This is a genomic window from Azospirillum sp. TSO35-2, from assembly GCF_003116095.1.
Lineage (GTDB): Bacteria > Pseudomonadota > Alphaproteobacteria > Azospirillales > Azospirillaceae > Azospirillum.
This window is the reverse complement of record NZ_LGRA01000018.1, coordinates 260,977-282,538: the sequence shown is the minus strand read 5'-3', so window position 1 is coordinate 282,538 and position 21,562 is coordinate 260,977. Positions and strand designations below refer to the sequence as shown.

General features: G+C 75.5%; 5 protein-coding genes. 2 read left to right on the top strand and 3 right to left on the bottom strand.

The features are described from left to right. The first annotated feature begins 10 nt into the window (after positions 1-10). Both cas3u and TSO352_RS12175 read left to right on the top strand, forming a co-directional pair. On the top strand, positions 11-2,866 hold the full coding sequence (gene cas3u, locus TSO352_RS12180) for a type I-U CRISPR-associated helicase/endonuclease Cas3 (protein ID WP_158284574.1): 2,856 nt from the start codon (positions 11-13) through the stop codon (positions 2,864-2,866). Continuing rightward, on the top strand, positions 2,863-3,819 hold the full coding sequence (locus TSO352_RS12175) for a hypothetical protein (protein WP_109107604.1): 957 nt from the start codon (positions 2,863-2,865) through the stop codon (positions 3,817-3,819). Before cas3u ends, TSO352_RS12175 begins: the two co-directional genes overlap by 4 nt. On the opposite strand, the gene TSO352_RS12170 is transcribed toward TSO352_RS12175, so the two are convergent. The 3 genes from TSO352_RS12170 to TSO352_RS12160 are packed head-to-tail and all read right to left on the bottom strand — an operon-like array spanning position 3,788 to position 21,555. Beyond that, positions 3,788-9,727, bottom strand: coding sequence for a non-ribosomal peptide synthetase (locus TSO352_RS12170; protein WP_109107603.1), 5,940 nt, complete (start codon positions 9,725-9,727; stop codon positions 3,788-3,790). The two genes, TSO352_RS12175 and TSO352_RS12170, sit on opposite strands and share 32 nt — an antisense overlap. 42 nt (positions 9,728-9,769) lie before the next feature. After that, positions 9,770-12,757 (bottom strand): amino acid adenylation domain-containing protein, encoded by a 2,988-nt coding sequence (locus TSO352_RS12165; RefSeq protein ID WP_109107602.1) that lies wholly within the window; start codon positions 12,755-12,757, stop codon positions 9,770-9,772. Continuing rightward, entirely contained in the window at positions 12,757-21,555 is an 8,799-nt protein-coding gene (locus TSO352_RS12160) for a non-ribosomal peptide synthetase (RefSeq protein WP_199231577.1), read from the bottom strand. The genes TSO352_RS12165 and TSO352_RS12160 overlap by 1 nt, the downstream gene beginning before the upstream one ends. Positions 21,556-21,562: the final 7 nt, after the last annotated feature.

Sequence of the window (21,562 nt, the reverse complement as noted above, 5' to 3'; positions counted from 1 at the left end):
GAGACCGATCATGACCCTGCCGCCGCTCTCCCCCGCGGAGTTCCCCGCGGTCTTCGCCGCCATCCATGGCGTGCCCTCTCCCTTTCCCTGGCAGGCCCGTCTGGTCGCCCAGGTGGTCGAGCGGGGCTGGCCGACGGCGCTTGCGCTGCCGACCGGGTCGGGCAAGACCGCCGCCATCGACGTGGCGCTGTTCCATCTGGCGCTGGACGCCGACCGGGGGCCGGACCGCCGGGCGCCGGTGCGCATCGCCTTCGTCGTCGACCGCCGCCTGATCGTCGACGAGGCGTTCGAGCGCGCCGAGCGGATCGCCGCCGCCCTGGAGCGGGCGGCCGGCGACGGTCCGCTGGCCCGCATGGCGGCGCGGCTGCGCTGGCTGGGCTGCGGCGGCCGGCCGCTGGAGGTCGCCCGGCTGCGTGGCGGCATCCCGCGCGAAGACGACTGGGCGCGCACCCCGGCCCAGCCGACCGTCCTGTGTTCGACGGTGGATCAGGTCGGGTCGCGGCTGCTGTTCCGCGGCTACGGCGTGTCCGACGGGATGAAGCCGGTCCATGCCGGGCTGCTCGGCAGCGATTGCCTTCTCCTCCTCGACGAGGCGCATCTGGCCGCTCCGTTCACCCAGACGCTCGACCGCGTCGGCCGGCTCGGCCGTGCGGCGCAGGATGGTGAACCGAGGCGCTGGCAGGTTGTCGGCCTGTCGGCGACGCCGCAAGGCGGCTCGGCCGATCCCTTCCGCCTGCTGGACGACGACCACGCCGACCCGGTTCTCGGTCCCCGTCTGGTGGCGGCGAAGCCGGCGGTGCTGCACCGGCTGGAGCTGTCGGCCAAGGAGGACCCCGGCCCGCACGCCGACGCCTTCGCCAAGGCCGTTCTCGGCCTGCTGGCGGAGCGGCGCTCCGCCGGTGGCGGGGCGTTGCGGCCGCTGGCGGTGGTGGTCAACCGCGTCGCGCTGGCCCGGGCCGTGTTCGACGCGGTGCGCGTCAGACTTGCCGCGGACGAGGCCGCCGCGGGGACGGACACCATCCTGCTGACCGGCCGGATCCGGGACCTGGACCGCAAGGCTCTCATGGATCGACACGCGGAACGCCTGCGGTCCGGTGCGGAGCCGGCCGACCCGCCTCTGATCGTGGTCGCCACCCAGACCATCGAGGCCGGGGCCGACTTCGATTTCGACGGTCTGGTCACCCAGATCGCGCCGCTCGACAGCCTGCGCCAGCGTTTCGGCCGGCTGAACCGCCTGGGCCGTCAAGGCGCGGCGACGGCGGTCATCCTCGCCGCCAGGGACGAGGTTGCGGCGAAGGCCGACGACGCGGTCTATGGCGACCGCGCCCGCAAGACCTGGGACTGGCTCGTCTCCATTGCCGAAAGTCCGGCGTCGGCGAAGGCCGGTGGCAAGGGCAAGGCCGCGTCGGTCGATCCCCGGGTGGATTTCGGCATCGTCGCGATGGATGCGCGGGTCGCCGCCCACGGCGGCGTGGCGGAGCTGTCCGCCGAAAAGCCGGATGCCCCCGTGTTGCGTCCCGCCGATGTGGAGCTGCTGTCCTGGACCGCCCCGATCCCGCACATCGATCCGGAGTTGGCGCCCTTCCTGCACGGACCGAAGACCGGGCCGGCGGACGTCCAGATCGTCTGGCGGGCCGACATCGCGCCGCAGACACCACCCGCCGCCGTTGGCGAACTGCTGATGCTGGTCCCGCCGCACGCGGGGGAGACGCTGGCGGTTCCCATCTGGGCGGCCAAATCCTGGCTGGCGAGGGCCGGCCACGGCCCGGCCACGGCGGTCACCGACCTGGAAGGTGTCCCGGACCCGCAGGCGGGCGAGCGCATCGCCGGCGGGCGCCGGGCCTTCCGCTGGGCCGGGCTGGACACCGCCGCCGTGTACGCGGGCAATCTGCGGCCGGGCGACGTCATCGTCGTGCCCGCGACCTACGGCGGCTGTGACGACCACGGCTGGAAGCCGGCGTCCGCCGAGCGCGTGTCGGACCTGGGTGATGAACGCCCCTGTCCACCCCGGCCGGTGATGCGGGTGCATCCGGAACTGGTGGCGGACGGGCTTCGCGACGGGCTGCTGGCTCTGCTCGGCAACCAGGATCTGGGCGATGACGAACTGCTCGACGCGCTGAAGGCGAAGGGGATCATCGAGGCGACGGAGGGCTGGACCGTCAGCCGGCCGAGCGGCTATGGCGGCCGGATCCTGACCGGCCGGCGGTTGAAAGGCCGGCGCAGCGCGGTGTCCGCCACCGAGGACGACGAGAGCGGAACGCTCACCGGCGACGGCATCGGCCTCGCCCGGCATGGCGAGGATGTCGGCGTGAAGGCGGCGGCGTTCGCCGAGGCCGCCGGCCTGTCCCCGGCACGGGTCGCCGACGTCGCGCTGGCCGCGCGCCTGCACGACGAAGGCAAGGGCGACGCCCGGTTCCAGGCGTGGCTGCGTGGCGGCGACCGCCTCGCGGCGACCATCGCGTCCGACACGCCGCTGGCCAAATCGGCGCGCCGCATGACCGGGCACGAAAGCCGCGCGGCACGCCGGTCGGCGGGGCTTCCCGATCCTTGGCGGCACGAGGTGGCGTCGGTGACGCGGGCGCTCGCCGACCCCAGGCTGGCCGCCGCGCCGGATCCGGAGCTGGTTCTCTGGCTGGTCGGCGTCCACCACGGCTATGGCCGCCCCCTGTTCCCGCACGACGACCCACGGGAGGCGCCCGGCCAGCCGGGGCCGCAGCGTCCGGACTTCGAGTTCGGTGGCCGCGACTGGCCCGGCCTGTTCACGTGCTTGAAGGAGCGGTACGGGCTGTGGGGGCTGGCGCGGCTGGAGGCGGTTCTGCGGCTGGCCGACCATCGCGCGTCCGAAGACGAGGAGAAGGACCGATGACCGCAACCCATCGTCTGGTCGGGCTGGAACCGGGGAACCTGCTCGCCTTCCTGGCGCTGCTGGGAACGCTGCGGGCGCTCGAGGCCCGGGTGCCCGACTGGCGCCCGCGCGTCCACTGGGACGGGGCGCCGCTGCGCCCGGTCCTGACCCTGGCCGCCGCGGCGTCGCAGGAGGACGTCGTGCGGGAGGTGGCCGGGGGGTGCGCCGATCTGGCCCGGGACCATGACTTCGCCGGGGCGTCGGATCTCACCTTCGACCGCCAGCGGGCCAGGGTCCTGCTCGCGGAGGCGTCGGACCATCCCCGGCGCGCCGCGCTGCTCGACGCGCTGTTCACCGACGGCGCGCTGAAGGACGATGGCCGCATCATCGCCTCGCCGCTGTGCGCGATGTTCGGCCAGGGGCATCAGCATTTCCTGACCCGGCTGGCGGAGGTGCCGAAGGGTGTCCTGCCCAAGGGGCTGGCCAAGAAGCGCAACCCGCCCGACCTCAACGCGCCGGGCAAGATCGCCGAGGCGCTGTTCGCCCCATGGGCACGGACGGACGGAACCGACAGCTTCCGCTGGGATCCGGCGGAGGACCGGCGCTACGCCCTGCGCTTCGCCGATCCCTCGACCGACCCCGGCCGCACCGTCCATGGCGCCAACCGCCTCGCCGCCATCGGCCTTGCCGCCCTGCCGGGGGCGGCGGTGGAGCGGCGCGGCCGCACGCGCTTTCTCACGCTCGGCACCACGGTGGACGGCAAGGGCGGTATCGAGCTGCGCTGGCCGATCGGGCGGATCCCGATGTCGCTCGGCGCCTTGCGCGCGGTGATCGCCCATCCGGCGCTGGCCAAGTCGCCACCCGACCGGTCGGCGCTCGCCCGGTTGGGCGTCGTCGAGGTGCGGCGCGCCCGCCGGATCTCCGTCGGCAAATACTTCAACTTCACCCAGGCGGAGGCGCTGGTGCCGGAATAGCCGGGCCGGCGACCTCCTCCAGCCGCGCGACCAGCCGGTCCGCCAGGGCACCGATGTCGGCCGCCCGGAAGCGCGCGCCGGCGTGTTCGAGCCGCAGGGTCAGCGTGTCGCGCGGCACCACCACCAGCGTCAGCGGGTAGCTGGTCCGTCCCCGGTTGCCGACGTCGCGGAAGGACAGGGCGCCGCGCTCGCTCTGCCGCAGGGCGTCGTCGACCGGGTAGTTCTCGAACACCATGACGCTGTCGAACGGCGCCGCGGCCGGATCGGTCCAGCATTGCAGGGCCGGCGGTGGCGCGTGCTCGTGCTGGCGGGCGGCGATGTTGTCGGCCAGCAGCCCGCGCAGCCACGCGCCCTCATCACCCCCATCATCGACCGCGCACACCACCGGCAGGGTGCCGACCAGCAGCCCGGTGACGCCGTCGATGCCCGGCATCTCGATGGAGCGGCCGGACATGGTGGCGCCGAAGGCGACAACGCGCTGCCCGGTCCGTTCGGACAGCGCGCGCAGCCAAGCGGCCTGCACCAGCGTGTTGAGCGTCACCTTCTCCGCCCCGGCGACACGCTGGAGCCGGCGGACGGTGGCCTCGTCGATCAGCCGTTCCACCGCCCCGTCTGGCTCCGACCGGTCCGGCGCGGACAGCACGGCGGACAGCAGGGTCGGGGCGGGCAGGGTCGCCAGCCGGTCGCGCCAATGGGCATGCGCGGCGGCGCGGTCCTGCGCCCGGTTCCAGGCGACCACGTCGCGGCAGCGCGCCGTCGCGGCCGGCACCGCCTCGCCGTCATAGAGGCGCAGCACCTCGCCCAGCAGGCGCGACATGCTCCAGCCGTCGAGCAGCGCGTGATGCCACGTCCACAGGAAGCGGTGGGTCGCCGGCCCGGTGCGGGCCAGCGTGACCCGCATCAGCGGCGCCTGCGTCATGTCGAAGCGGCGGCGGTGCTCGCGGTCGCACAGCGCATCCCAGGCGGCGTCGGCGTCCGGCTCTCCCCGCCAGTCCAGCACGGTGAAGGGCATCTCCGCCATCTTGCGCACCACCATCAGCGGCTCCGGCAGCCCGTCCCAGGCCATGCCGCCGCGCAGCACGTCGTGGCGGGCGACGACGCTGCGCCAGACCGCCGCCAGCCGCTCCACCTCCAGCCCGTCGATGGCGGCCCAGACCTGCACCGTGTAGGCGTCCGACGCCGGGTCGGCCAAGCCGTGGCGCAGCATCGCCGCCTGCATCGGCGTCAGCGGGACGAGATCGGCGATGGCCGGGGCGGGCACCGGTAGCCCGTCGAGCTGCGCCTGGGTCAGCCCGGCGAGCGGGAAGTCGGACGGCGTCGCCTGCCCCGGTTCGGTCGCGGCGCAATGGGCGATCAGCGCCGCCAGCGCCGCCTCGCACGCCGCCATCAGCGCGTCGATCTCCTGATCGGCGAACAGGGCGGTGCTGAAGCGGGCGTGCAGGGTCAGCGCGCCGTCCATCACCTGCCCGTCGATCGACAGCAGGGCGCCCAGCGGCGCGTCGGGGTCGGTGCCGGCGCCGCATTCCTCGGGCGCCGGGCGCCAGGGGCCGTCGGCGGCGGTCGCATCGAACTGGCCGAGATAGTTGAAGGACAGCGCCACCGGCCCGGCCGACAGCGCCGCCCGCGCGTCGGCCGGCCCGAGATGGCGCAGCAGGTTGAAGCCGATGCCGGCGTCGGGCACGGCGCGCAGCGCCTCCTTGACGTGGCGGATCGCGCCATCCCAACCGGGCGGCGGGGCGAGGCGCAGCGGATAGACGCTGGTGAACCAGCCGACCGTCCGGCCGATGTCGAGGTCGGGGAACAACTCCTCCCGGCCATGCCCCTCGACATGGATGGTGACGGCGTCGAGCGACCAGCGGCGGGCGACTGTGCCGGCCAGCGCGGTCAGCAGCAGCGTGTCGATGCGCGTGCGGTAGGCCGCCGGCGCGTCGGTCAGCAGCGCGCGGGTCCGCGCCGGGTCGAGGCGCAGGCTGCGGGTCGCGGCGTGGCGGCGGGTGTTGGCCGCCAGGGACCCCGCCACCGGCAGCGGCGGGCTGTCGAGCGCCGCCCGCCAGCGCGGCAGTTGGTCGAGGAAACGCGGCGTTTCCGCCAGCGCCGCCAGCCGCCGCGCCCACAGGGCGAAGGGCGTGCCGGCCGGCGGCAGCGCGTCGAGCCTGCAGGGGCCTTGCAGGGCGGCCTTCAGATCCTCCAGCAGGATGCGCCAGGACACGCCGTCGACCACCAGATGATGGGCGACCAGGAACAGCCGCTGCCCGCCATCTGCCTTGCGGATCAGCAGCGCCCGCATCAGCGGCCCGCGCGCGAGGTGGAGGTCCGCTTGCGCCGCGTCGCACAGCCGGGTGACCGCGGCATCGTCCGGCGCGTCCGCCTCCTCCAGCGGGATGGTGGCCGGGCCGTCGGCGTGGGTCTGCCGCCACACGCCCGCGGCGTCGCGGGCAAAGCGCAGGCGCAGGGCGTCGTGCCGGCCGGCGACCATGGCGAGCGCCGACGCCAGCCGCGCCGCGTCGACCGGTCCGGTGGCGGCGAGCAGCACCGACTGGTTCCAGCGGTCGCGGCGCGGGATCGGCTGGTCGAAGAACCAGGCCTGGATCGGCGTCAGCGGCGACGGGCCGGCCGGCGCCGCGGCGGTCGCGCCGCGGTCGGCCGGGGCGATTTCCTCCGCCACCAGGGCCAGCGCGGCGATGGTCTGGCGTTCCAGCAACTGCTTGGGCGTCACCCGCAGCCCGGCGGCGCGGGCGCGGGCGACGATCTGCAGGGCGATGATCGAATCGCCGCCGATCTCGAAGAAATTGTCGGTGACGCCGACCCGCTCCGCCCCCAGCGCCTCCCGCCACAGCCGGGCGAGCAGCGTTTCGGCTGGGGTGCGCGGCGCCGCCTGGGCGGCCGACTCCCAGCGCGGCACCGGCAGGGCGGCGCGGTCGAGCTTGCCGGTCGGCGTCACCGGGATGGCGTCCAGCAGCATCAGGCGCGCCGGCACCATGTGGGCGGGCAGCCGCGCCGCCAGCGCGGCGGCGACGGCGGCCGGGTCGGGGCGCTGGCCGGCGACCGGCACCAGATAGCCGACGAGCCGGGTGACGCCGTTCGTCTCCCAGGCGACCACCACCGCCTCGCGCACGCCGGGTTCGGCCGCCAGATGGGCCTCGATCTCGCCCAGCTCGATGCGGAAGCCGCGCAGCTTGACCTGATGGTCGCGGCGGCCGAGGAACTCGACCGTGCCGTCCTCGCGCCAGCGGGCGAGGTCGCCGGTGCGGTAGAGCCGGCCACCGGCGGCGCCGAAGGGGTCGGGGATGAAACGCTCCGCCGTCGCCGCCGGGCGGCCGAGATAGCCGCGGGCCAGACCGCCGCCGCCGATCCACAGCTCCCCGGTCACGCCGATGGCGACCGGGCGCAGGTCGTCGTCCAGGATGTGGGCGCTGCGGTCGCCGACCGGTCGGCCGATCGGCACATAGGCGCTGTCGGGCAGGCTGGCGCCGTCGCCCTTCCACACCAGCGGCGTCACCACCGTCTCGGTCGGGCCGTAGCCGTTGATGGCGTGCCGGGGCCGCAGCGCGCGGAACAGCCGCTCCAGCCCTGCGCGCGGCATCGCCTCCCCGCCGAAGGAATAGAGCTGGACCGGCGGCGGCTCGCCACCCTGCTCCTCGGCCCAGGCGGCAAGCTGTTGCAGGTATTTCGGCGGGAAGCCGGCGTGGGTGACGCGGTGGCGGCGGATGGCGTCGTAGGTCTGCTCGACCGTCCACAGGCTGTCGTCGCGCAGCAGGATGGCGCCGCCGCTGGCCAGCGCGGTCATCCAGCGCTCGTGCGCGCCGTCGAAGGTGAAGGATAGGAAATGCAGCTCGCGGCTGTCCGCCGTCATGTCGTAGACGGCGCCGGTGGCGACGCAATGCATGGCGAGCGGCCCATGCTCCACCGCCACACCCTTCGGCGCGCCGGTCGAGCCGGAGGTGTGGATGACATAGGCGAGGCTGCGCGGGAGGATCGTCACGCCGGGGTCGCCGCCGGGCTCGTCTGTGTCCTCGTCCGGGTCGACCGTCGGCAGATCGTCGAGCGGCGCGCGGGCGATCAGCAGCGACAGGCCGGCGGCATCGCGGATGACGCGCTGGCGCTCAGCCGGGTGGGTGGGGTCGAGGGGTACGAAGGCGGCGCCCGACTTCAGCACCGCCAGGAAGGCGACGATCAGGTCGGGCGAGCGTTCCAGGCAGACGCCGACCCGCCGCTCCGGCCCGGCGCCGCGCGCGATCAGCCGGCGGGCCAGCCGGTTGGCGCGGCGGTCGAGGTCGCCCCGGCTCAGCACCGTCTCGCCGAACAGCACCGCCGGGGCGTCCGGCCGGTCCGCCGCGAGGCGGGCGAGCAGGACCGGCACCGGGTCGGGGGGCGGGTTGGGGGTCGGGCCCGTCCAGGCCGGGTCGAGGCTCCAGCCGGCGATGGCCCGGCTCTCGTCCTCGCTGCGCGGGTCGAAGGCGCGCAGGCTGCGGTCGGGATCGGCGGCGATCTGGGCCAGCAGCCGCAGCCAGCGCCGGAGGATGCGCGAGGCGGCCGTGGCGGTGCCGCGGTGGGCCAGCCGGACCAGGATGGAACCGTCCGGCCGCTCGACGCTGCCGAGCGCCAGGGCGAACTTGGCGGTGCGCACCGGCAGGTCGACCGGCTCCACCGTCAGCCCGTCCAGCCCCTGGAACAACGGCGGCGCCGGCCGGTGGTCGAACATCACCTGCACCAGCGGATGGCTGCCGCGCTCCGGCTTCAGCGCCTCGACGATGCGCTCGAAGGGGAGATCCTGGTGGTCCTGGGCGTCGGCCATCGCCGTGGCGACGCCGTCCAGCCACAGCCGGAACGGCTGCGGCCCGTCGAGGCGGAGACGCAGAGGCAGGGTGTTGACGAAGCAGCCGATCAGCCCTTCGGTCTCGGGTTGGCGCCGGCCGGCGGCCGGCACGCCGACCACCACATCCTCCTGGCCGCTCATCCGTCCCAGCAGCAGGGCGTAGGCGGCGAGCAGCAACGTGAACAGGGTGCAGCCCTGCCGCGCCGCCAGCCCCTTCAAGGCTTCCGCGAGGTCGGGCGGCAGGGTCGCCACCTCTTCGCCGCCCTGGCCGCCCGAATGGCCGCCCATCTGGCCATCGCCACCGCCGCCGGGCAGCGTCAGCAGGGCCGGGGCGCCGGCCAGGGTGGTGCGCCAGAAGGCGGTCTGGCGCTCCGCCTCGCCGGCGTCGAGCCACGCCGCCTGCCACGCCGCGACGTCGGCGTATTGCACCGGCAAGGCGGGCAACTCTGGCGGTTGGCCGGTGGCGGCGGCGCGGTGGGCCTCGACCAGATCGGCCATCAGCAGCGCGATGGAGGCGCCGTCGGCGGCGATGTGGTGCAGCGTCACCACCAGCCAATGCTCGTCCGGCCCCAGCCGCAGCAGGTCGGCGCGCCAGGGCTCCGCCTTCTCCAGGTCGAAGGGGGCGGCGGTCAGGCGTTCGGCCAGCGTCCGGGCGTCGGATTCCCGCTCCACCGCCGGCCGTTCGCGCAGGTCGTGACGGCCGAGTCGCAGCGGTCGCCGCGGCAGCCGCACCGCCTGCGGGGTGCCGTCCGCCCCCTCGCGGTAGGCGGTGTGCAGGATGTCGTGGCGGTCGGCGACGGCGGTCAGCGCGGCCTCCAGCGCCGCGACGTCCAAATCCCCGCGCAGGCGGAAGACGCCCGGCATGTGGTAGGCGGCCGACCGCGGGTCGAGCCGGTGCAACGTCCACAGCCGGCGCTGGGCGGGCGACAGCGCGGCGCGGTCGGCTGGGCCGTCGCGGCGCGGCACCGGCAGCCGGGAAAAGGCGATGCCGCGCGCCCGCAGCGCGTCGAGGAAGGCGCGTCGCTTGTCCGTCGGCAGGCGGGCGAACCCCCGCGCGATGTCGTGCGGGGTGGGGTGAAGCGTGTCGGCCATGGACGCGGAACCGTCTGTCGTGAAGGGGATGCCGGCCGCCGGTTAGGCGGCGGCCCGGTCGAGCCGCCCCGGCTCCGCCTCGCCGTCGCGCAGCGCGCGGGCAAGGGCGGCCGGAGTCGGGTGGTCGAAGACGATGCCCGGCGGCACCTCCACCCCCAGCCGCTCGCGCAGCCGGGCGACCAGCTTGATGACCAGCAGCGAATGGCCGCCGAGGTCGAACAGGTTGTCGGCCATCCCGACCCGCTCGCGCTCCAGCAGCCCGGCGAACAGGCCGGCGATCAGCGATTCCAGCGGCGGTGCCGCTTCGCCGTCCTGCGCCGCAACCGTGACCGGCTCCGCGACCGGCTCCGGTAGGGCGGCGCGGTCGATCTTGCCGTTGCCGAGCCGTGGCAGCCGGTCCAGCACCACCAGCGCGGCGGGGATCATCGCGTCGGGCAGGCGGTCGCGCAGCCCCTGCCGGATCGCCGCCGGGTCGGGCGTGACGCCGGCCGCCGGGACCAGATAGCCGACCAGCCGCTTCTCGCCCTCGCCCCACAGCCGCACCGCGGCCTGGGCGACGCCGGTGACCGCCAGCAACGCCGCCTCGATCTCCGCCGGCTCGACGCGGAAGCCGCGGATCTTCATCTGGTCGTCGACCCGTCCGGCCAGCAGCAACCCGCCGCCGGGCAGCAGCCGGGCGCGGTCGCCGGTGCGGTAGAGCCGCTGGCCCGGCGCCTCCGGATCGGGGCGGAAGGCCGGGTCGTCGGGGCGGTCGAGATAGCCGCGGGCGACCTGGGCGCCGCCGACGAACAGCTCCCCCATTGCCCCCACCGGCACCGGGCGGCCGGCGTCGTCGAGCAGCCGCAGCCGGCTGCCCGCCAGGACTTGGTCGAGCGGCAGGCGCTCCGGCAGCGGCGCGTCCGGCGGCAGCGCGTGGACCATCACGCCGACCGTCGTCTCGGTCGGGCCGTAATGGTTGAAGACACGGCCGCCGGGGGCGACGGCGCGGATGGCCTCCAGCAGTGGCCGGGTGGTCGGCTCGCCGCCCAGGACCAGCGTGCCGGGCAGCGCCGGCGCCGGCGTGTCGAGCAGCGCGGCCAGATGCGACGGCACGATCTTCACGCAGTCGATCGCCGCGTCGGCGATGAAGCGGGCGAAGGCGGCGCCGTCGCTCATCGTCGCCTCGTCCGCCACCACCAGACAGCCGCCGGCCGCCAGCGCCCCGAACAGCGTGGTGTTGCCGAGATCCGCCGCGACGGTGGAGGTCAGGGCAAAGCGCCGGCAGGAGGCGAGGTCGAGCGCCTCCGTGACGGCGGCGGCGTAGGCGGCGAGCTGCGCGTGCTCCACCACCACACCCTTCGGCGTGCCCGTCGAGCCGGAGGTGAACAGGACATAGGCGGCGTCCCGCGGCGCCGGGGCGGGCAGGGCGATGTCGGGTGCGGGTTCGTCCAGCAGGGCGGCGATGTCGTCCGGCGTCAGCACCCGCTGCGGCCGGGCCGCCTCGATCACCGCGCGGCGGCGGGCGTCCGGCCAGTCGGGATCGACCGGCACGGCGGCGCCGCCGGCCCGCATCACCGCGTGCAGCGCGATGACCAGCAGCGCGGAGCGCGGCATCGCCAGCGCCACCCGCCGTTCCGGCCCGACGCCGGCTTGGCGCAGATGGTGGGCCAGCCGGTCCACCCGCCGGTCCAGCTCGCCATAGCTCCAGCACCGCGTGCCCTCCGCCAACGCCGGGGCGTCGGGCTGGTTGGCGGCGAGGTCCGACAGACGCGCGACCAGGGTCGGTCTGGCGGCTGCCGGCGCCGGTCCGGTCAGCGCCGCGTGGTGCCGGCGGTCGCGGTCGCTCAGCAGCGGCAAGGCGCCGACAATGCCGGTGCGATGGCCGGGCAGGGCGGCCAGCGCGGTCAGATACTGGTCGAGCAGTCCCTCCAGAGCCACCGTGTCGAAGCGGGCCGGGTCGCCGTGCAGCGCCACCGCGGTCGGCCGGCCGTCGGCCTGGACGATCTCCAACGTCAGGCCGCAGGGTGGGCGCGGCGCCGGCTGCGCCCGCACCGTCCAGCGCAGCCCGCCGGCGCTCAGCGGCACCGGCTCGTCGGTCAGGGCGAAGGCGACCGCGCCATCCGTCAGGGCGGTGTCCGGGCGATGCTCCTGCGCGTCGCGGTGGGCGTCGAGCGTCGCGGCAATGCCAGCCAGGACGGTGTCGACCGTGGCGTCGGCGGGGATGCTCAGCGTCAGCGGCAAACCGTCCTCGAAGGCGCCGATGCCGTCGGCCAGCATGTCGTAGTCGCGGCGCGGGTCGTTGAGCCACAGCCCGCGGAACGCCTCCTGCCCGGTGATGCGCGCCACCGTGATCCACCACACCGCCTGCAGCGCCGCCTCCACCGGCACGCCGCCGGTCGGTGCCATGGCGGCCAGCGCCGCCGCGACCTGCGGTGGGATGGCGCGGCGGACCGGGGCGGCCTCGTCGGCGGGCCGCACAGGGGCCGGGTAGGGCAGCCGCGGCACGGACAGGCCGTCCAGGCCCAGGCCCGCCCAGTAGGCGCGGCCGTCCGCCGCCTCCTCCGACCCGGCCAGCTCCTCGCGCCACGCGGCGAAGCGGGCGAGGCCGATGCCATCCGCCGGAGTTCCGCCCCGGTAGAGGGCGGCGAGCGCCGGAACCAACCGGGCCAGTCCGCCGCGGTCGCAGACCAGCGGCGACACCGCCAGCGTCAACGTCGCGCGGTCGGCGGCGACGTGGCGCAGCCGGGCGCGGAAGACGCGGCCGGCGGCGTGGTCCAGCGGCTCATCCCCGGCATCGTCGTCCGCCCAACCCGGCCGACCCTCGGCCCGCAAGCCCTGGCGCGGCGTGCGGAAACCCGCCACCGGCAGGACGGCGGTGCGCAGCGCGTCGAAGCGGGCGGCGGCGTCCTCCACCGCCCGGTGCAGCCGGTCACGGTCGAGCGGACCGTCCAGGTCGATGACGATCTCCAGCGGGGCGCCGTCGGGCGCGCCGTTGGCGATGGCGTCCAGGATGTCGCGCTGGCGCGGCGTCAGGGCGATCGACTCCTCCATCACGCCACCTCCACCGCGTCGCGCGGCGCCATGACCGCCTGCCGTTCGACGATGGCGCCCATCGCGACGACGACGCGGCGCGGGCCTTCGAAGGGGTCGCGGGCGTGGGCGGTCAGCATGTTGTCGACCATCACCACGTCGCCGGTCTGCCACTGGAAGCGCAGGGCGCAGGCCTCATAGACCACGCCGATCAGCGCCATCGTCGCGTCGGGGATCGGCTCGCCGTCGCCGAACAGCACGTTGCGGGGGAAGCGGTCGATGCCCGCCAGTTCCAGCAGGTCGGCGCGCACGTCGGGCTCCAGGCAGGCGGGGTGGTGCAGCTGCATCTGGTTGAAGAAGCTGCGCTCCCCGCTCATCGGGTGGCGGATCACCGCCGGGCCGCGGGTGCGGGTCTGCGGCGTCTCGGGGTCGAGCCAGCGCAGGTCGATCCCGCCGGCCGCGCAGCGCACCGCCACCGCGGCACGGTCGTCGGTCTTGAAGAAGTCGCGCCAGCCGACATCCAGCCGCGGGGTGAAGGTGCGGACATAGAGCAGCCCGCGCCGCTCCAGCGTCGCCACCAGATCGGCCGGCAGCCGGCGCAGCATGGCGCGGCAATCGACGATCGGGGTGCAGCCGCCGACCGGGGCGACCTGCTCGGCGAAGAACCACTGCTTGCGCGGCCAGCGGTCGAGATGGCTGCTTTCGTTGTGGTAGAGGATCATCTGCCGCTCCGGATAGGGCGTCGAGCGGTAGGTGTTGCGCCCGCCCTCCTTCTTCGGCAGGTCGCCGTAGGCGCCGAACAGGCCGGTCGGCTCCATCGCCTCGGCGAAGCTCTCGAACGCCTGCGGGCCGGGCAGGGCGAAGCCGCGGAACAGGATCGCGCCGTGGCGCAGCAGCAGATCGTCGATCAGCCCGCGGTTCGCCTGCGCCCAGGCGACCGGGTCGAGGTCGGCGGCCGTCGGTTCGATCACGAGGGGGAACTCGGACCCCGGCGTCAGACAGGAGCGGCGGACCGGTTCGCGGTCGGCCGGCCGGCACGGCGCCGCCGGGCCGCCAAGGCGGGAGAGCTTGCCGGCGCCGGCGCGCCGGGTCGGTTCCACGGGTGTGGTCTGGTCCACGGGTGTGATCTCCTGGACGGTCGAAGAGGGGTCGGCGACGGCGCGTTCCAGCAGCGCCACCCAACCCCGGTGGAGCCGTTGCACGGTCGCGGGCTCGAACAGCGCGGTGGCGAACACCCACTCGACGGTGAGGGACGCGCCATCCGGTTCAAGAAAAAGCGCCATGTCGAATTTGGAGTGGCGCTCCGGCGGCGGCGCCTGGGTGACGGTCAGGCCGGGCAGCTCCAGCGGTCCGCCGGGCACGTTCTGGAGGACGAACAGCGCCTGCACCAGCGGGTTGCGGCCCCGGTCGCGCGGCACGCCGACCGCCTCGACAATGCGGTCGAAGGGCAGGGCGTCGTGCTCGAAGGCGTCCAGCGCGGTTTGCCGGGTCTGGTCGAGCAGCGCGTCGAAGCTCAGCCCCGGCGCGTGGCGGGAGCGCAGCGGCACGACGTTGACGAAGAAGCCGATCAGCCCCTCCAGCTCGCGGGCCGGGCGGCCGGCGGTGTCGGTGCCGACCAGCAGGTCGTCGGCCCCGGTCTCGGCGTGCAGCAGCGCGTTGAAGCAAGCCAGCAGCGCCATGAACGGGGTGGCGCCACGCCCGCGCGCCCACGCCCCGACCCGCGCCACCAGCGCCGGGTCCAGCCGCAGCCGCAGCGCGTCGCCGCGGGTGGAGGCGACCGCCGGCCGCGGCCGGTCGGCCGGCAGCGCCAGCGTCGTCGGCGCACCGGCCAGCCGGTCGCGCCAGAAGGCGGTTTCCCGCTCCAGCCGCGCTCCCGACAGCAGCGCCCGCTGCCACACCGCATAATCGGCGTACTGCACCGGCAGCGGCGTCCAGTCCGGCGCCACTCCCGCCTGCGCCGCCCGGTAGGCGGTGGCGAGGTCGCGGCCGAGCACGCCGACCGACCAGCCGTCGGCGATCATGTGGTGCATGGCGAACAGCAGGCGGTGCGTCCGCCCGTCCATCCGCAGCAGCCGGGCGCGCAGCAGGGGGCCGGCGGCGAGGTCGATCGGGCTGCGGGCGTGTTCCTCCTCCAGCGCGCGGGCGCAAGCTTGCCGCTCCTCCGCCGGCAGGCCGGACAGGTCGTCGAGCGGCAGCGGCACCGACATCGCGGCGACGGCGACCGCCACCGGCTCCTCGTCCTGCTCGGGGTAGGCGGTGCGCAGGATCTCGTGGCGGGCGACCACCGCGTTCAGCGCGGTTTCCAGCGCCGCCGGGTCGAGGTCGCCGGTCAGGGTCAGCGTCGCCGCCATCAGGTAGGCGGCACCGCCGCCGGACAGCCGGTCGACCAGCCACAGCCGTTGCTGCGCCGGCGACAGCGGCATCGCCGCGCGCCGTTCCACCGGGCGCAGCGGCGGGTCGTCCGACAGGGCGGCCTCGCCCACCGCGTCGAGCCGGGCCGCCAGCGTCCGCAGGGTCGGCGCCTCGAACACCGCGCGCAGCGGCAGGCCGGCCCAGCCCGCGCGCCGCAGCCGGGCGACCAGCCTTGCGGCGAGCAGCGAGTGGCCGCCGAGCGCGAAGAAATCGCCGTCGCGGCCGACGACCGCCTCCGGCAGCAGCTCCCGCCACAGCGCGGCGAGCCGCGTTTCGGTGTCGGTGGCCGGTGCCTCGGCGGCGGTTTCCGCGCCGGGCGTCGGATCGGGCAGCGCCTTGCGGTCGAGCTTGCCGTTGGCGTTGCGCGGCCACACCGTCACCCGCACCCAGCGGCTGGGCACCATGTAGGGCGGCAGGCACCCGGCGGCGTGGTGGGCAAGATCGGGGCCGAGGTCCGGATCCGGGACGGCGCCGTCGGCCGGCTCCCACCAGGCGGTCAGATGCTCGGCGCGGAGCTGCACCACGGCGCGGCGGACGGCGGGATGACGCTCCAGCGCCGCCTCGACCTCGCCGGCCTCGATGCGGAAGCCGCGCAGCTTCAGTTGGAAGTCGCGGCGCCCGGCCCACTCCAACAGCCCGCCGGCCGACCAGCGGCCGAGGTCGCCGGTGCGGTAGAGCCGGGCGCCGGGCGGCCCCTGCGGGTCGGGAACGAAGGCAGCGGCGGTGCGGCGCGGGTCGCCGAGATAGCCGCGCCCGACGCCGATCCCGCCGACGGCGATCTCGCCGACCGTGCCGACCGGCACCGGGTTCAAATCTCCGTCGACCACCCGCAGCTCCGCCCCCGCCGTCGGTCGGCCGATCGGGATGACCGCCCCGGCCTCGGGCGCGGCGTGGAGCGGGTGGAAGGCGACGTCGTCGGCGCATTCCGCCGGGCCGTAGGCGTTCATCAGCGGGATGGCGGGGTAGGCGTCGAACCACGCCCGCGCGTCGGCGGCGCCCAGCGCCTCGCCGGTCGGCAGCACCCAGCGCAGGGCGGGCAGCGGCCGGGGGCGTCCGTCCGCACCGCGGCTGTCGGCCAGCGCCCGCATCAGCGACGGCACCGGTTCGACCAGCGTCACGCCGGCCGCCGCCAGCCGGTCGAGCAGCGCGTCGGGGTCGCGCACCACCGCGTCGGGGATGATCTCCACCACGGCCCCCAGCAGCGGCGCGGTCAGCGTCTGCCACACCGAGATGTCGAAGCAGGACGGCGCCGTCTGGGCGATGACGTCGCGCTCGCTCAAGCCCAGCGGCTCCAGCTTGGCCAGCATGTTGTTCAGCATGCCGTCGCGGCTGACCATCGCCGCCTTCGGCGTGCCGGTGGAGCCGGAGGTGAACAGCACATAGGCGCGCTGGTCGCCGTGCGCCGGCGCGGTCGGCAAAGACCCGTCGTCGGCGCGCGCCAGCAGGTCGGCCGGGGTCAGCGCCGGCAGGGCGCAGGCGATGGACGGATCGCGGACGACCAGCGGACGCCCCCTCCGCTCGGCGGCCTGCTCGACCAGCTGGGCCCAGCGCGCCGGCGGGTGGCCGGGGTCGAGCGGCAGCCAGGCACCGCCGGCCCGCAGCACGGCGACCATCAGGCACAGCAGCTCCAGCCCGCGCGGGGCCAGCAGCGCGACGGCGTCGTCGGCCCGCACACCGCTGGCGACGAGGCCGCGCGCCAGCCGTTCCGACCGCTGCCACAACACGCCATAGCTCAGGCTGGCGCCGTCGCAGCGGGCGGCGACGCGGTCGGGATGGGCGGCGACCCGCGCCGCCACGCGTTCGACCCAGCCGGGCGTCAGGGCGTAGGGCGCCGGGTTGCGGCCCCAGCCGCGCAGGCTCCGCGCCTCCGCCTCGCCCATGCGGGGCAGGGCGGCGAGCGGCGTCCCGGCGCCCTGGGCGAGGGCGAGCAGCGCGGCGCGGAAGCCGTCGGCCAGCCGGTCCAGCGCGTCGGCGTCGATCCGGCGGGCGTCGGCGTCGATGGTGGCGCTCAGCCGACCACCGGATTGGTCGCCGGGGAATACCTCCACCGTCAGGGCGTAGTGGGTGCGTTCGACATTGGCGCGCTGGCGCAGGTCGAGCGCGCCGACGCGGCGGCGCCGGCCCTCCTGCATCGGCAGGTTCTGGAACACCAGCAGCGTGTCGAACAGCGATCCCACGCCGGCCGCGGCCTGGATGTCGGCCAGCGCGCTGTGCTCATGCTCGCGCATCGCCGCGTTGTCGGCCTGGATGCCGCGCAGATAGTCGCCGAGCGTCCGGTTGCCCGCCGCCCGGACCCGCAGCGGCAGCGTGTTGATGAAGACGCCCAGCATGCGCTCGGCGCCCTCCAGCTCGGCCGGCCGCCCGGCGGAGGTGACGCCGAACAGCACGTCGTCACGGCCGGCGCGGGCGGCGAGCACCAGCCCCCAGGCGCCCTGCAGCAGCGTGTTCAGCGTCACGCCCAGCCCGCGGGCGGCGGCGGTCAGCCTCGCGGTCTCCGCCTCGTCGAGCGTGACGGTCCGGCCGAGCGGGATCGCTGGTGCGGTCTGCGGGGCGGCCCCCAAGGCAACCTCGGCCAGCATCGGCAGCGGCGTGGTGCCGTCCACCCCATCCAGGAAGTCGCGCCAGAACCGGGCGGATTGCCGGCCGTCCTGACGCTCCAGCCAGGCGACGTGGTCGCGGAAGGGGCGGCGGGTCGGCAGCGCCGGCGCCTCTCCGGCCAGCCGGGCGCGGTAGCGCTCCAGCACCTCGTCGACCAGCAGGATGGAGCACCAGCCGTCGACCACCAGATGATGGCGGCTCCACACCAGCCAGCGGCGGTTTGGCCCGGCCCCGATCAGCGCCAGCCGCATCAGCGGCGCGCGGTCGAGCGTGAAGCCGCGCGCCCGGTCCTCCACCAGGAAGGCGGCGAGCGCGGCCTCGCGGGCGTCGTCGGGCAGGTCGCTCCAGTCGCGCCGGGCGACGGGCAGCGCGGCGGCGCGCTCCACCAGTTGCAGCGGCCGGTCGATGCCCTCCCAGCGGAAGGCGGTGCGCAGGATCGGGTTGGCGGTGACGGCGTCCTGCCACGCGGCGGTGAACAGCTCGGCATCGAACGGCCCGTCGGCTTCGATCACCAGCTGGTTGATGTAGGCGCCGTCCGCCGGATCGAGCAGGCTGTGGAACAGCAGCCCCTGTTGCAGCGAGGACAGCGGGTAGGCGTCCTCCAGTTCCGGCCGTTCGGTGTGCAACGCTGCCAGCGCTGTCGCGTCGAGGCCGCTCAGCGCGAAGGGCGCGGCATCGGACGGTGCAACCGGAGCCGCCGGTCTGCCGGCCGGCAGGGCTGCAACCATCGCCGCGATGGTGCGTTTCTGGAAGAACAGCTTGGGCTTCAGCGCCAGTCCCTTCGGCCGTGCCTTGGCGATCACCTGCAAGGCCAGGATGGAATCGCCGCCGATGGCGAAGAAATCCTCGTCCACCCCGACCGAGGGCCGGTTCAGCACCTCGGCCCAGACGGCGGCCAGCGCCGCTTCGGCGGGCGACAGGGTGCGGTCGGTGGCGGCGCTGGCGGTTGCGGCTTCGGCGTCCTCCGGCAGCGCCTTGCGGTCGATCTTGCCGTTGGGCAGGCGGGGCAGCGCGCCCAGCGCCCGCAGCGTCGCCGGCACCATCGCGTCCGGCAGCTCGGCGGCCATGGCGGCGCGCAACGCCTCGCCGTCCAGGCTTGCCGGAGTGACGAACGCGGCGAGCCGCAACCCGTCGCCGGTTTTGGCAGGGCGGGCGACGGCGACCGCCTCGGCGACGCCGGGCTGGCGGCGCAGCCACGCCTCGACCTCGCCCAGCTCGACGCGGAAGCCGCGGATCTTCACCTGATCGTCGGCGCGGCCCAGAAACGCGATCCGCCCGTCGGTGCCCATCCGCGCCCGGTCGCCGGTGCGGTAGAGCCGGCCGCCCTGCCCCCACGGATCGGGCACGAAGCGGTCGGCGGTCAGCGCCGGGCGGCCGAGATAGCCCGCCGCGACGCCGGGGCCGCCGATGGCCAACTCGCCCACGACGCCCAGCGGAACCGGGTCGCCGTGGCGGTCCAGCACCACGGCGCGGACGCCGGGCAGCGGGACGCCAATCGGCATGGTGGTGGCCGGCACGGCGGCGGCGGGATCCTCCGGCGCCTCGGCGGTCAGGCAGCCGACGGTGGTCTCGGTCGGGCCGTAATGGTTCAGCACGCGGCAGCCGGGGGCCAGCGCCCGCAGCCGGGCGACGAAGCCGCCGTCCAGCGCCTCGCCGCCCAGCACCAGGCAGCGGCGCGGCAGCAGCCGGGCCGGGTCGGCGACCGCCATCAGGGCGGCGAGGTGCGACGGCACGATCTTCAGCGCGTCGACCGGCCGTTCGGCGAGGTGGCGGGCCAGCGCCTCGGGATCGTCGGCCAGCGCCGGGGCAATCACCCGCAGCGTCCGCCCGCCGAGCAGGGCGCCGAACCACGCGGTGTAGCCGAGGTCCGCCGTCACCGAGGCCAGCGTCGCCAGCGTGGCGTCGTCCGGCAGCGCCATCGCCGCCAGCACGCCCCGGGCGTAAGTGGCGAGGTTGCCCTGGGTGACGACCACGCCCTTCGGCGCCCCGGTGGAACCGGAGGTGTAGATCAGGTAGGCCGGCAGCTCGGGCAACGCCGGCACGGCGCCGGCCGCAGGGTCCGGCGACGCGCCCCCGGGATCGCCGGCGATGTCGAGCCACGCCGCCGTCCCCAGCCAGTCCGGCGCCGCGCCCGGCCCGACCACGGCACGGGCACCGCTGTCGGCCGCCATGTAGGCGAGCCGGGCATTTGGCAGCGCCGGGTCGAGGCAAAGATAGGCCGCCCCCGCCTTCCACGCCGCGATCATGCCGACCGCCAGCGCCGCGCCGCGCGGCAGCCACAGCCCGACACGGTCGCCGGGCCGCAAGCCCGCCGCGCGCAAGTGTCGCGCCAGCCGGTCGGCCGCGGCGTCGAGGTCGGCGTAGCTCAGGCGGCGGTCGCCGTCCTCCACCGCCGTACGGCCGGGGTGGTTGGCGACGCCGGCCTCGAACAGCGACAGCGCCGTGGTGGGTGCGGCCTCCGCGGGGGCGTGGCGCAGCGCCCGGTCGGCCTCACCGGCGACCGCCTCCAGCCGCGAGATCGGCGCCTCCGGATCGGCGAGCGCGCGGTCGAGCAGGGCGAGGAAGCCGCGCCGCATCCGCTCGGCCGTGTCCGGGGCGAACAGCGCCGGGTCCTGGCGCCACTGTCCGGTCAGCCGGTCGCCGCCATCCACCCAGCGCAGGTTCAGCGCGTTGGCGGCGCCGCGCTGGTGGGCGAACAGCTGGCGCCGGACATGGCGGTTGACGGCGGTGCGCTCGCCGACCGGCACATAGGTCGTCATGTGGTGGAACAGCGGCCCCGGGGTGCCGGCCAGCGCGGTGATGCGGGCCAGCGGCAGCCGGCGGTGCCGCAGCAGCGCCGTCAGCGTCCGCTGCGCCTCGCGCGCCACCGTGGCGAAGGCCGGGTCGCCGCGGAGATCCGCCGGCCAGGGCAGGGCGTTCAGCGTGTAGCCGATCATCGCCCGGTCCGCCGCCCCCTGGCGGCCGGACACCGGCGTGCCGATCAGCACGCGGTCCTCGCCGCTCCAGCGGTGCAGGAAAACCTGGAAGACCGCGGTCAGCAGCGGAAAGACGCCGACGCCCAGCCGCTCCGCCGTCGCCCGCAACCGCCCGGTGGCGGTCTCGTCGAGCAGGAGGTCGGTTTCCGCCGTCGTGTCCGGCCGGACGATGCGGTCGGTCGGCAGCGCCGGCGGCGGCGCCCTGTCGGCGAGACGGTCGCGCCAGAAGGCCTCCAGCCTCGCCGCCTCCGGCCCCGATTGCCGGGCGCGCTGGCGCTCCAGCCACGCCCGATAGCGCCCGGTGGGCGGCAGGGCGGGTGCAACGCCGGCGCTCAGCGCCTCATAGGCGGTGAAGGCCTGGTCGCACAGGATCTCGAAGGACAGGTAATCGCCGGCGATGTGGTGCAGGACCACCAGCAGATGGAGCCGCTCCCCACCATCGCCGCTGCCGTTGCGCTCCGCCAGCAGCCGCACCCGGCAGGCGACGCCCTGGTCGAGCGGCAGCGGCGCATCGGCCTCGCGCTCCAGCCACGCGCGGCGCGTCTCGTCGGTCAGCGGCGGCACCTCCTGGACGGTCAGGTCGGGGGCGAGGCCGGTCCGCAATTCCATCACCGGCGTGCCGTCGTCGGCCTCGCGGTAGGCGCTGCTCAACGCCTCGTGCCCGGCGATGACCCGGGCGAAGGCGTCAGCCAGCCGCCGCGGGTCGGTGCCGGGGGCCAGCTCCGCCGCGTAGGTCATGTTGTAGGCGGGATCCCCCGGCGCCAGACGCCAAGCCGTCCACAGCGCGCGCTGCTCCTCGCCGAGCGGCACGGTCATCGTCATCATGCTGTCCATCGCGGCG